Annotated in this window: 12 protein-coding genes; 6 read left to right on the top strand and 6 right to left on the bottom strand. The window is 65.9% G+C overall.

The genetic code is table 11. From position 1 onward, the window contains the following. Positions 1-95 precede the first annotated feature (95 nt). Entirely contained in the window at positions 96-779 is a 684-nt protein-coding gene (gene npt, locus LKE06_RS29610) for a 4'-phosphopantetheinyl transferase Npt (RefSeq protein WP_228002706.1), read from the top strand. Next, positions 779-1,693, top strand: a complete 915-nt coding sequence (gene truB, locus LKE06_RS29605; protein ID WP_228002704.1) for a tRNA pseudouridine(55) synthase TruB — start codon at positions 779-781, stop codon at positions 1,691-1,693. The genes npt and truB overlap by 1 nt, the downstream gene beginning before the upstream one ends. A gap of 750 nt (positions 1,694-2,443) precedes the next feature. Here the strand turns inward: truB and LKE06_RS29600 are convergent. After that, complete coding sequence (locus LKE06_RS29600; RefSeq protein WP_228002703.1) at positions 2,444-3,046, bottom strand: TetR/AcrR family transcriptional regulator; 603 nt, start codon at positions 3,044-3,046, stop codon at positions 2,444-2,446. A 143-nt stretch (positions 3,047-3,189) separates the two neighbouring features. On the opposite strand from LKE06_RS29600, the gene LKE06_RS29595 reads away from it, so the two are divergent. Next, on the top strand, positions 3,190-3,609 hold the full coding sequence (locus LKE06_RS29595) for a DUF4345 domain-containing protein (protein WP_228002698.1): 420 nt from the start codon (positions 3,190-3,192) through the stop codon (positions 3,607-3,609). A gap of 58 nt (positions 3,610-3,667) precedes the next feature. Here the strand turns inward: LKE06_RS29595 and LKE06_RS29590 are convergent, their stop codons facing one another. The 3 genes from LKE06_RS29590 to LKE06_RS29580 are packed head-to-tail and all read right to left on the bottom strand — an operon-like array spanning position 3,668 to position 5,811. Beyond that, positions 3,668-4,336, bottom strand: a complete 669-nt coding sequence (locus tag LKE06_RS29590) for a GntR family transcriptional regulator (protein ID WP_228002697.1) — start codon at positions 4,334-4,336, stop codon at positions 3,668-3,670. Beyond that, positions 4,323-5,054: a maleate cis-trans isomerase family protein gene (locus LKE06_RS29585; RefSeq protein WP_228002696.1), complete on the bottom strand. Its 732-nt coding sequence runs from the start codon at positions 5,052-5,054 to the stop codon at positions 4,323-4,325. Before LKE06_RS29585 ends, LKE06_RS29590 begins: the two co-directional genes overlap by 14 nt. A 16-nt stretch (positions 5,055-5,070) precedes the next feature. After that, positions 5,071-5,811, bottom strand: a complete 741-nt coding sequence (locus tag LKE06_RS29580; RefSeq protein ID WP_228002695.1) for a maleate cis-trans isomerase family protein — start codon at positions 5,809-5,811, stop codon at positions 5,071-5,073. An 86-nt stretch (positions 5,812-5,897) separates the two neighbouring features. Between LKE06_RS29580 and LKE06_RS29575 the strand changes: the two genes are divergently transcribed. Further along, positions 5,898-6,863, top strand: coding sequence for a D-2-hydroxyacid dehydrogenase (locus LKE06_RS29575; protein ID WP_228002694.1), 966 nt, complete (start codon positions 5,898-5,900; stop codon positions 6,861-6,863). Between the two features lie 30 nt (positions 6,864-6,893). After that, a complete protein-coding gene (locus tag LKE06_RS29570) occupies positions 6,894-8,276 on the top strand; it encodes an amidase (RefSeq protein WP_228003259.1) in 1,383 nt (460 codons plus the stop codon). Positions 8,277-8,299: 23 nt separating this feature from the next. On the opposite strand, the gene LKE06_RS29565 is transcribed toward LKE06_RS29570, so the two are convergent. Further along, a complete protein-coding gene (locus LKE06_RS29565) occupies positions 8,300-8,794 on the bottom strand; it encodes a DUF3830 family protein (RefSeq protein WP_228002693.1) in 495 nt (164 codons plus the stop codon). A 65-nt stretch (positions 8,795-8,859) separates the two neighbouring features. Next, positions 8,860-10,101, bottom strand: coding sequence for an aspartate aminotransferase family protein (locus tag LKE06_RS29560; RefSeq protein WP_228002692.1), 1,242 nt, complete (start codon positions 10,099-10,101; stop codon positions 8,860-8,862). 195 nt (positions 10,102-10,296) lie between these two features. On the opposite strand from LKE06_RS29560, the gene LKE06_RS29555 reads away from it, so the two are divergent. Continuing rightward, positions 10,297-11,718, top strand: coding sequence for an NAD-dependent succinate-semialdehyde dehydrogenase (locus tag LKE06_RS29555; RefSeq protein WP_372477456.1), 1,422 nt, complete (start codon positions 10,297-10,299; stop codon positions 11,716-11,718). The last annotated feature ends 7 nt before the right edge of the window (positions 11,719-11,725 follow it).

The raw sequence follows: 11,725 nt of genomic DNA, 5'->3' as shown, positions 1-11,725 counted from the left end.
GGGCCGCTGAGTAGACCGCGCGCTGTGGCCGATTCGGCGAGTGTGATCGCGGCACTGGAATCCTGACCGGGTGCGCTCGACTACGCTCGTCGCTGATGATCGAGAACATTGTGCCCACGGGTGTGGCCACCGCTGAGCTACTGGAGTACCCGAAGGATCTGAAGCCGCATCCCGCGGAGGAGCATCTCATCGCGAAATCGGTGGAGAAGCGACGCCGCGACTTCATCGGTGCTCGGCATTGCGCTCGCCTGGCCCTGGCCCAGTTGGGGGAGTCACAGGTGGCGATCGGCAAGGGCGAGCGGGGTGCGCCGGTGTGGCCGCGCGGGATCGTCGGAAGCTTGACCCATACCGAGGGATACCAGGCGGCGGCGCTGGCGCACCAGATGCGGTTCCGGTCGGTCGGCATCGATGCGGAGCCGCACGGACCGCTGCCCGAGGGCGTGCTGGAATCGGTCAGCCTGGCACCGGAGCGAGATTGGTTGCGCGACGTCCTCGCCGACAGTTCCATCGCCGACCTGCACTTCGACCGACTACTGTTCTGTGCCAAGGAGGCCACGTACAAGGCGTGGTGGCCGCTGACCGCACGCTGGCTCGGCTTCGAGGACGCGCACATTACCTTCACCATCGACGACAGCTCCGACGCCGACGCCACCGGAACCTTTCACAGCGATCTGCTGGTGCCAGGACAGACCTCCGACGGCGGTGTCGCACTGACATCGTTCGACGGCCGCTGGATGATCGGCGACGGCCGCATCCTGACCGCGATCGTGCACGGCTGATGGCGGGCACCGATGGTCTCGGTGGTCTGCTGATCGTCGACAAGGACGGCGGCTGGACCAGCCACGACGTCGTGGCAAAGTGTCGGAAACTGTTGCACACCAAGAAGGTCGGGCATGCGGGCACACTCGACCCGATGGCGACCGGAGTGCTGGTGCTCGGCGTGGAGCGCGCCACCAAGCTACTCGGCTTGCTCACCCTCACCACCAAGGCATACACGGCGACCATCAGGCTCGGCCGGGCGACAAGCACCGACGACGCCGAGGGGGAGGAGCTGACGACCACCTCGGCTATCCACCTGACCGATGCCGAAATCGCCGCGCACACAGCCGAACTCACCGGCGACATCGAACAGGTCCCGGCTACCGTCAGCGCCATAAAGGTCGACGGCGAGCGGGCCTATGCCCGGCATCGCGCCGGCGAAGAAGTGCGCCTCGCGGCGCGACCGGTCACGGTGTCACGCTTCGCCATCCTTGCCCGCCACGATATTTCGGACGGCGCATTCGTCGATCTCGACGTGGAAGTCGAATGTTCGTCGGGCACCTATGTGCGCGCCCTCGCCCGCGACCTCGGCGCTGCCCTTGGAGTCGGTGGACATCTGACCGCATTGCGTCGCACCAGGGTCGGCCCGTTCACGCTCGAGCATGCCCGCACACTGGAGGAGTTGGCGGTCGCGGCCGAATCGGGCGATTCGCTGCTGAGCCTCGGCATGGACGACGCCATTCGAACCGCCTTCCCGCACCGCGATATCGACGACACACAGGCGAACGACCTCCGTAACGGCCGCTGGCTCGAGCCCGTCGGAATCGCCGGTGTGTACGCTGCCATCGATCCGCAGGGGCGCGCGATCGCATTGGTTCAGGAGAGTGGCAAGCGCGCCGCGTCTGTGATGGTTGTGCGTCCATCGAATCTGTAGTGCTGTGTTTTTTGGCCGCTGGCGCGGCGTGTTCGCGGCTGTGTTGTTTGGCAGCGCCTGCGGCGCTGCGTGTTCGCGGCCCCCTCTGGCTCGCGTCCGAGGGGCAAATACTTGCTCCTGCGTCGCATCGTATTTGCCCCTCGGACGCGAGCCGGCCGCGAACTTTAGGGCTCGGTCTCGCTTCGCTCGGAAGCTGTTGTTGTGGCGAGTGGGTGCGTATGGGGGGTTGGTGCGGCACCGACTGTTTCTGTATACAGGTAGGTCTCGTGCTTCGGCAGCCGAGAGACTCGCTTTCGCTACGCTGAAAACTGTTGTCGTGCCTAGTGGGCACGTAAGTGGGCTCGTGCGGCACTGATCGTTTCTGTGCCCAATTAGGTGGCCGTGCTTTAGCAGTTGGGTGGCTCGGTCTCGCTGCACTCGAAATGGGTCATGGCGAGTGGGCGCGTGTGGGGGCTCGTGCGGCGCTTGGGGGTTGGCGATCCGTTTGGATCGGAGGCTTTTGTTGTGGCGAGTGGGTGCGTAATGGGGGGACGTGCGGGACCCCGGGGTTTGGCGGTCGGGACTGCCCCCGGTTAGCTGCCTTGCCTCCGAAGTGTGTGCCCGAAGCTGTGTTTGATCGGCATGGTCGCGGCATCGTGTTGTTGCTGCCAGAGCCCGAAAGGGCGACGTGTTTGTGATGGTCGAGCGTCCTTCGAACCTCGATCAGCTCTAGTGTCGTTGTGTCCGAGCACTATCGGCGAAGGTCTTCCATTATTCGTCCGGCGCGGCCGGGGTGTGCTCGAGGATGGGTTCCAGTGCGCCGACCAGTGCGCCGACGCAGACCCTGCGGAGTTCGGTGCGGGAGACGGTGTGGTTTTCCAGCCAGTCGATGGATAGCACTCGCACGAAGGTCAGCCAACCCATGAGGACCGTCGAGGTCTTGTCTCGGAGGGGGCCCTCGACGCCGATCACGTCTAGCAGGCGGCGTCGGAGTTCGCCGAGTTCACCGGTGATGATGGCCTGGATGGTTGGATCGGCGGCCAGCACTTTATTGGCGGTGATCACGGCCTGGGCGTTGGCCTCGAAGTAGTCGAAGTGGATATCGAGCCCGGCGGCGAGCTGATCGGGCAGCGGGGTTTCGGTATCGAGCTTTGTCGTCACGAGCAATTGGTTCGCCGCCAGTTGATAGACAGCCGCGAAGAGGTCTCTTTTCGTCGGGAAATGCCGGTAGAGCAGGGCCCGGGAGATGCCTGCCGCCGTCGCGACATCTTCCATCAGCACCGCGTCGTAGGTGCGTTCCGCGAACAGTTTCGCGCCCGCGTCGAGCAGCAGGCGGCGGCGTTCGTCAGGTGCGAGGCGTCGGCGAGCGGTCATCTTCGATAGCTTAGTTGACGTGCGTCTACAAAGCGTCGTAGTCTACTTATTAGTAGACGGACGTCTACTAGATGGCGGTGTTGCCTGAGATTCGAAATCCGCGGCGCACCAGCCGAATACGTCCGCGCTAACGGAGGAATCTCATGACTGCGGCGCTCAAATGGCTCACCGTGACGATGGGCGTCGCCTGCGTGGCGATCGGCCTCTTTCACATGGCACTCGGCATCGACGGGGTTCCCGATATGGGTTCCTCGGGCGTGACCGCCGACAGTCAATCCCGCTTCTTCGGCGCGATTTTCGTCGGCTACGGCGCGCTGTGGATTTGGGCCGCCCGTCAGGCGCCGATCTCACTGGCCGCGATCCGGTGGCTCGCCGGTGTATTCCTGCTCGGCGCGGTCGGCAGGCTGATCTCGCTGGCGGTGTACGGGTGGCCGCACTGGTTCCAGATTGTGCTGACCGTCATTGAAATCGTGCTGCCGCCGGTGTTCTTCTGGCTCGCCACCGCCACCGAAAAGCGCACCGCGACAACGATGCCCGCGCCAACAGCGCCTGCCGTCGGGTGATCCGAGCCACCCGCTGATCGCTCCGATATGCGCGCTCGTGCCGTGCCGAGCGCGCGGGTCAGCCCGGGCTGTGTTGGCCGCACAGCCGATGCACTGCGTCATCCATATGCTCGACGAGCAGCGCGCGGGCGTGCCGCACCGGGCCGGAGCCGATCGCCTCGCGCAGTCGTACGTGCTCGTCGGCCTGTTCGCACAGGTCTGGATACGTTGTCTGCAAGGCGCCAAGGCACATTCGGGTCTCGATCAGCAGGGTTCGCGCCGCGCGCACCAGCCGCGGGCTCGCTGCGGCCTCGACGAGCGCCTCGTGGAAAGCCTGATCCGCGTCGGATACGCCAACGGCGTCGCCGCCCTCGGCCTGGGCGCACATATCGGCGACGCTGGGCTCGAGTGCCGCATACGCGATGTCCCGGCGGCCGTCGAGAATCAGTGCGAGCGCCCCGCTTTCGATCGCGGTCCTCGCGCGGTATATATCGACGACATCGTCGACGGTGAGATCTATGACGAAGATGCCTCGATTGCGGATACTGTGCAGCAGCCCCTCGGATACCAAGCGCTGCATCGCTTCTCGAACCGGACCGCGCGATACCGCGAATTGAGCCGCCAGGTCGGCCTCGCCGAGCTGGGTGCCTGGTTCCAGGCTGCCGCGCATGATCGCCTCGCGCAGGCGATCAGCGATCATCTCCGCGGTCGACTGCTGGTTGACCGGCTCGAAATCAAGGACCGACATGGGTCCGCCTTTCCGAGAATAGGGTACCGAGGGTCGTGGCCGTCGGGTCTGTGTCGGCCAACCGCAGCCCCTCCCAGATGGTGACCTGATTGGCGGTGAGTACCGGTTTGCCCAGTGCTGTTTCCAATTCGGGGAGCACCGCAAGGGTGTGCATGGCGGTGTCGGGGATCAGCAGGGCCGCCGCGTCGGGGTGGTCGTTGGTGCGTGCCAGCCGCAGCACCGCGTCCGAGTCCAGCGTGCCGACCTCGGCGGCGGTGTCGATGCCCGCGCTCGACATGGAGACCACCTCGATCCCGGCGTCGGCGAGGAACTCTACGAATAATCGCGCGACCGCGTCGGGATAGCTGGCCGCGATGGCGACGGTCCTCACATCGAGCGCCCGTGCGGCCTCGACGAAGGCAAGGCTGGTGCTCGACGCAGGCACACCCGCAACCTCGGCCAGTGCGCGAACCTGCTCGCGGGCACCGCGGGGTCCGTAAACGAAACTGCCTGAGGTGCAAGCCCATACCACCGCTGCGGGCCGGTGCGGCGCGAGCAATTCGGCGCCGTGACGCAGTTTGTCCGGGCTGCCCAGATCGAGCAGTTCGGGAACGGCGTGCAGGTCGGTGCCGTAGATGTGAGCGACCGGCAGCGCTACGCCGAGTGCCGCCGCGGCGTGCGGGTAATCATCCTCGGCCGCGTGGTCGGGGTAGATGAAACCGACGGTGGGTGCCTGCATGCGATGTACTTCCATTTCAGAAAACGTTGAGTAGCCACTTTCCCGGACCCATCATGGGCAGCTTCATCCGGCCGAGACACGCCCACATGGTGAGCTGGTTGGCGGTGAGCACGGGCTTGCCGAGGGCCTTTTCCAGCGGCTCGATGACGTCATAGGTGGGCAGGTTGGTACAGCTGACGAAGATGGCCTGGGCCTCGGGATCATCGGCGCCGATGATGCGTTCGGCAATGGTGCGATAGTTGACCTTCCAGATACCACCACCCAAACCGAGATGATCGGAACGGATCACCTCGCATCCGGCCTCACCGAGGAAGTCGTGCAGCTTGTGGGTGAGTATCTCGTCGTAGGGCGTGATGACAGATATTTTGGTGAGGTCGAGGTGCCGGATCACCTCCACCAGTGCGCCTGAGGTGGTGACCGCGTCCGGTGCTCCGGCCAGGCAGATCGTTTCCCGCAGCGATTTCTCATAGGCCAGCCCTTTGATGAAACTGCCCGAGGTGCACAGGTAGGCAACCACTTCCGGCTCCACGTGCAATACATCGCGGGTCGCGGCGGTCAGATGCGCGGGGTTGGACACCAACTCGGCCATCGCCAACGACACCGGGACCGGTTCGTAGGGCGTCCGGGCCAGGTGCAGACTCACTTCCAGGGGCGCCCAGCGCCATAGCTCGCGTTCGAGCGCTAGGTCGAATGGTGCGATGATCCCGATGCCGCGTTGTGCGACGGGGCCCTCGATGTCGGGGAAGCTGAGTTCCACTTCGGCCCCTCTCGCGCTCAGCCAGGTAGACCTCCGAACACGATCGGATTGTTGACAATCATACGATGTGATTTTAGTGTGTCAACGTGGAACAGGGTCCAGTTGTCACCGTCCTGCACAGTGACAGCATGCCCGCCCCGGACCTCATGGCCCCGGTCGCGAGCCGAGCTGTCGTGCGCTACGCCGAGGCATCGGAGCTCGCGCGAGCACTGCGTGGCGCCGATGTCCTATTTGTCTACGACTTCCTGACGCGGGCGCTGCCCGGTGCTTGGCATGCCGCCGATCGACTGCGCTGGCTGCATATGGGTGCGACCGGGGTCGACCCGGTGATGTTTCCCGAGCTACAGGCCAGCGACGTGTTGGTCACCAACACCCGTGGTGTCTTCGACGGGGCCATCGCCGAATACGTGCTCGGCCAGATTCTCGGCTTCGCCAAAGACCTGCCCGGTTCGCTGCGTCTGCAGCAACGTCATGAATGGCGCCATCGCGAATCCGAGCGGGTAGCGGGCGCCACCGCGCTGATCGTCGGCACCGGATCGATCGGACGTACCATCGCGCGGCTGCTGCACGCCGTGGGGATGAGTGTCCGCGCGGTAGGCAGGCAGGCGCGCGCAACGGACCCGGATTTCGGCACGGTCGGCGATGACCTCTACGCCGAACTGCCCGCCGCAGACTACGTCATCGCGATCGCCCCGCTGACACCGCAGACCCGGAATATGTTCGATGCCAGGGCTTTCGCCGCGATGAAGCCGCACGCGAGGTTTGTCAACGTCGGCCGCGGGGAACTCGTAGTTACCGACGATCTCGTCGCCGCGCTGAGTAATGGAGCGATCTCAGGAGCGGCCCTGGACGTGGTGAATCCGGAACCGCTGCCGGCGAATCACCCGCTGTGGGATCTGCCGAATGTGCATATCACCCCGCACAATTCCGGAGATTTCATCGGCTGGCGCCGCGAGATCGTCACCGTGTTCACCGAGAATTTCGACAAATGGTTGGCCAGCCGTCCACTGGCCAACGTGGTCGACAAGAAGCTGGGGTATGTACCCGGCTGAAGGAGCAGCGCAGCTATGAGCTACCCCGACATCAACATCCCCACCGAACCGGCCGCGATGACGGCGGTCGAGCTGGCGTCGGCCTATGCGGCCGGCATACTTTCGCCGGTCGAGGCGACAGAGACGATCCTCGAGGCCATCGCTGCGCGAGACGGTGATTTGAATGCCTACTGCCTGGTGGATTCCGATCGCGCCCTGGTCCAAGCCAAGGACTCCGAGGCGCGGTGGCATTCGGGACATGCCCGCGGTCTGCTCGACGGAGTCCCGATCTCGATCAAGGACATCTTCCTCACCGAGGGGTGGCCGACGCGGCGCGGCTCCACCTCGATCGACCCGGCCGGGCCGTGGCTGGTGGACAGCCCCGTGGCCGCCCGGCTGCGTGAGGACGGAATGGTCTTCCTCGGCAAGACGACAACACCTGAGATCGCGTGGAAGGCGGTCACCGACAGCCCGCTGACCGGCATCACCCGTAATCCGGCCGATCCGGCGACGACGGCGGGCGGGTCATCGGGTGGCAGCGCCGCCGCCGTCGCGGGCGGGATGGGACCGGTCTCGGTCGGCACCGATGGCGGCGGCAGCATTCGCATTCCGGCCGCGTTCTGCGGCATCGTGGGTTTCAAACCGACGCACGGGCGGATTCCGTTGTATCCGGCGAGCCCGTTCGGTCCGCTCGCGCACGCCGGGCCGATGACCCGCACGGTCGAGGACACGGCGTTGCTCATGGACATTCTCTCGCTGCCGGATCCGCGCGACCCGACCGCCCTCGCACCCACCGTGACCACCTTCCGTAGCCAGATGCAACGCGACGTACGCGGTCTCACCGTCGGCTACTCGCCCACTCTCGGCTACGCGACCGTCGATGCCGAGGTTGCCGCGATCGTCGACGCTGCGGTGCGTCTGTTGGAGGAGGCGGGCCTGCGGGTCATCGCCGCCGATCCCGGTTTCGGTGACCCGCGCGAGGCGTTCGAACTGCTGTGGGCCGCTGGCGCCGCCACGATGCTGTCGAGGTTCCCCGACGGCACCCGCGATCGGGTGGACCCGGGCCTGCGGACGGTCTGGGAACATGGTGAAACCGTCAGCGCCGTCGAATATCTCGACGCCCGCAACGTGGCTGCCGAGGTTGGCATCACCATGGGCGCCTTCCACACCGCCCACGACGTCCTGATCACTCCGACTATGCCGATTACGGCGTTCGAGGCCGGTCACGATGTCCCACCCGGCAGTGATATGCACGGCTGGCCGGAGTGGACGCCGTTCACCTATCCGTTCAATCTCACCCAGCAGCCCGCGGTCAGCATCCCCGCCGGGACCACTCGGGCGGGAATGCCGGTCGGACTGCAGATCATCGGACCGCGTCACTCAGACGACCTGGTCCTTGCCGTCGCGCGCTACGCCGAGGGTGTACTGGTGTAGGCGCGACGGGGGCGGATGCCGGGTCAGGCTCGCGCGAAAGCGAGAGTCTCGCCCTGCACGCCGTGCAGCCACAGCGCGTTGCACGCCGCGGCGATATCGGCGAGACCATCCTCGATAGTGGCGAATACATTGCCGGGCACCCAGCCCATATCGCCGTTGATCAGCAGGTTGTTGCGGCCATAGAACAGGGCAAGATCGGTTGCGCCCTGATTGTGGTGCGCGGTCGATCCGGTCTCATAGCCGTAGGCCGGGTTGCCGATCTCCCAGGGCTCGAAATCGAACAGGCACACATCGCCCGGAATGGGGGTGACGGTCGGATTCTCCCGGTGCGGTGCCGCGCCGATGCGTGGCACCAGCGCGTATACCTCGTTGCGGGCGTACTTGGCGTGGAAGGCATCACCCTCCTGCGGCAAGGCGTTCCACACGGCCGCGCAGGTGCCCGGCGCCTCGGTGTCGAGTAGCCGGGCGCGGCAGCTCACCCCGGCCTTGGTCAGCGTGATGGTCATGTATCGGGCCATGGATCCTGCTTCCTGTCGCCGCTCGTCGGACGAGCGTGGGCGGGGTTGGTTGCCGAACGACCTGCCTACAGCTCGGCGACTACCTCGGACCAGATCGCCAGTGCGTCGTCGATCTGGGTTTCGGTCACGATCAGCGGGGGAATCATGCGGACCACATTCATGTGTGCGCCGCAGGTGAGCAGCAGCAGACCCTTGTCCACCGCGAGCCGCTGTGCGGCCGAGGCGGTTTCGGTGTCGGGTTCTCCTGTCGCAGTGGTGAATTCGGATCCGACGAGCAGGCCGAGACCACGAACATCGCCGATCGCCTTACTCGCGCCCGCGCGGACACCGGCGATCAGTTGCGCGCCGCGCGCGGCGGCGTTGCCCACCAGATCCTCGGATTCGATGACGTCGAGGGTAGCCACCGCCGCCGCGCACGCGACGGCATTGCCACCGTAGGTCCCGCCCTGGGATCCGGGCCACGCCTTTGCCATCAGCTCCCGCGACGCCGCGATACCCGACAGCGGGAATCCGCTGGCCAGTCCCTTCGCGATGGTGATGACGTCCGGTCGCACGCCGAAGTGCTGGTGCCCGAAGAATTTTCCGGTCCGTCCGAACCCAGTCTGGATCTCGTCGAACACGAGCAGGATCCCGTGCCGGTCGGCACGTTCGCGCAGCCCGTGGAAGAAGGCGCTGTTGCCGGGGATGTATCCGCCCTCGCCCAGCACCGGTTCGACTACGAACGCGGCGGTCTCGGCGGGCGAGGTGAGGGTGGCGAGAATGTAGTCGAGTTCGCGCAGCGCGAAATCGGTGGCTTCCTCCTCGGTCCAGCCGTAGCGGAACGCGGTGGGGAACGGCGCGACATGTACGCCGGACATGAGCGGGCTGAAGCCGGCGGAGAATCGCGTGCCCGAGGTTGTCATGGTGGCAGCGGCGACGGTGCGGCCGTGGAAGCCGCCGTGGAAGACGATGACGTTCGGTCGTCCGGTCGCCTGCCTGGCCAGACGCAACGCCGCCTCGACCGCCTCACTGCCGGAGTTCGCGAAGAACAGCGCGTCCAGACCGTCGGGTAGAACCGCGCCGAGCCGTTCGGTCAGTTCCAGCAGCGGCCGATGCATGACGGTCGTGTACTGACCGTGGATCAGGCTCGCGACCTGGGCCTGAGCGGCGGCCACGACGTGCGGGTGGCAGTGCCCGGTACTGGTGACGCCGATGCCCGCCGTGAAGTCGAGGTAACGACGTCCGTCGATGTCATATAGGTAGCAGCCCGCGCCGTGGTCGACGGTCACAGGGGTGGCCTGCTTCAGGACGGGGGATAGCTCGGTCATGGTGATCCACCTCCGGTGAACGCGTGGGTTCGAGCGAACATCCGAAAATTGCATATTGTCGGATTGTCGACAATATGCATAACATGAGCGCAGGGGTCGCAGCAATGGTGAAAGCTGCGCCGGGGATGAAAGGAGCCATCGGTGACGCTCACCGAAACCACCCTGACCGCGGCGCAGCGGGCCGCGATCGATACCGTGCCGACGGATCTGTTCATCGGCGGGCAGTGGCGGGATACGTCCGCGCGGCTGCCGGTCATCGACCCCGCGACCGGGCAGACGCTGTGCACCGTCGCCGACGCGGCACCCGCCGACGGACTCGATGCCCTGGCAGCCGCGGCCGGAGCGCAGGCCGAGTGGGCGGCCACCTCGGCCCGCGCTCGCAGCGAAATCCTGATGCGCGCGCACCGGTTGTTGCTCGAGGACACCGAGCGTCTCGCGCTGATCATGACGCTGGAAATGGGCAAGCCGCTGGGCGAGGCGCGCGGCGAAATCGCTTATGCCGCAGAGTTCTTCCGTTGGTTCGCGGAGGAGGCCGTCCGGCTCGATGGTGGCTATATGCCCGCCCCGGCGGGTGGATCACGCTTCCTGGTAGCCAAGCAGCCGGTCGGTCCAAGCCTGCTCATTACGCCGTGGAATTTCCCCATGGCCATGGGGACACGCAAGATCGGTCCCGCGCTGGCCGCCGGATGCACCTGTGTGGTCAAACCGGCCGAGCAGACGCCGCTGTCGATGCTGGCCCTTGCCGAAATCCTGCACCGGGCCGGCGTACCGGCCGGAGTGGTCAACGTGGTCACCACCACCGATCCGCGCGCACTGATGACACCGATGATCGACGATCCGCGCTCACGCAAACTGTCGTTCACCGGCTCGACGGCCGTCGGGAAGCTGTTGCTGGAGCAGTGCGCACGCACGGTCATGCGCACCTCGATGGAGCTCGGTGGCAACGCGCCGTTCATCGTGTTCGACGACGCCGACCTCGACGAGGCGATCGAGGGAGCCATCGCGGCGAAGATGCGCAACATCGGCCAGGCGTGTACCGCGGCGAACCGGATCTTCGTGCAACGCGCTACCGCACCGGAATTCGGCCGCAGGCTCGCCGAGCGGCTCGCCGCCATGCCAATGGGACCCGGTACGGAGCCGGGGGTCGTGGTCGGTCCGCTCATCGACGCGGACGCGGTCGCCAAGGTGCACCGGCTGGTCGCCGACGCGTGCGCGCGTGGCGCGACCGTGCTCACCGGAGGTTCCGAAATTCCCGGCCCCGGCACTTTCTATCCCGCGACGGTGCTGACCGGTGTGCCCGATGATGCCCAGATGTGCCACACCGAGATCTTCGGTCCGGTCGCCGCCATCACGGAATTCGACACCGAAGCCGAGGTCATCGCCCGAGCCAACGACACCCCATACGGCCTGGTGGGTTACGTGTTCACCGAGAACCTGCGCCGCGGGCTGCGTGTGTGTGAGGCTCTGGAGACCGGAATGGTTGGACTGAACCAGGGAGTCGTGTCGAATCCGGCCGCACCGTTCGGCGGAGTCAAGGAATCCGGTTTGGGCCGCGAAGGTGGTCTCACCGGTATCGACGAATTCCTCGAGACCAAGTACATCGGAGTGAAGCTGTGAGGAGCCC

It is taken from the genome of Nocardia australiensis, assembly GCF_020733705.1.
GTDB classification, from domain to species: domain Bacteria; phylum Actinomycetota; class Actinomycetes; order Mycobacteriales; family Mycobacteriaceae; genus Nocardia; species Nocardia australiensis.
Note: the sequence above shows the minus strand (reverse complement) of the source record. Positions and strands in the feature narration are given on the sequence as shown.

Bases quoted from the DNA above. Each gene is read 5' to 3' on its own strand.
- npt (WP_228002706.1), top strand. From the start codon at position 96: ATGATCGAGAACATTGTGCCCACGGGTGTGGCCACCGCTGAGCTACTG.
- truB (WP_228002704.1), top strand. From the start codon at position 779: ATGGCGGGCACCGATGGTCTCGGTGGTCTGCTGATCGTCGACAAGGAC.
- LKE06_RS29600 (WP_228002703.1), bottom strand. From the start codon at position 3,046: ATGACCGCTCGCCGACGCCTCGCACCTGACGAACGCCGCCGCCTGCTG.
- LKE06_RS29595 (WP_228002698.1), top strand. From the start codon at position 3,190: ATGACTGCGGCGCTCAAATGGCTCACCGTGACGATGGGCGTCGCCTGC.
- LKE06_RS29590 (WP_228002697.1), bottom strand. From the start codon at position 4,336: ATGTCGGTCCTTGATTTCGAGCCGGTCAACCAGCAGTCGACCGCGGAG.
- LKE06_RS29585 (WP_228002696.1), bottom strand. From the start codon at position 5,054: ATGCAGGCACCCACCGTCGGTTTCATCTACCCCGACCACGCGGCCGAG.
- LKE06_RS29565 (WP_228002693.1), bottom strand. From the start codon at position 8,794: ATGGCCCGATACATGACCATCACGCTGACCAAGGCCGGGGTGAGCTGC.
- LKE06_RS29560 (WP_228002692.1), bottom strand. From the start codon at position 10,101: ATGACCGAGCTATCCCCCGTCCTGAAGCAGGCCACCCCTGTGACCGTC.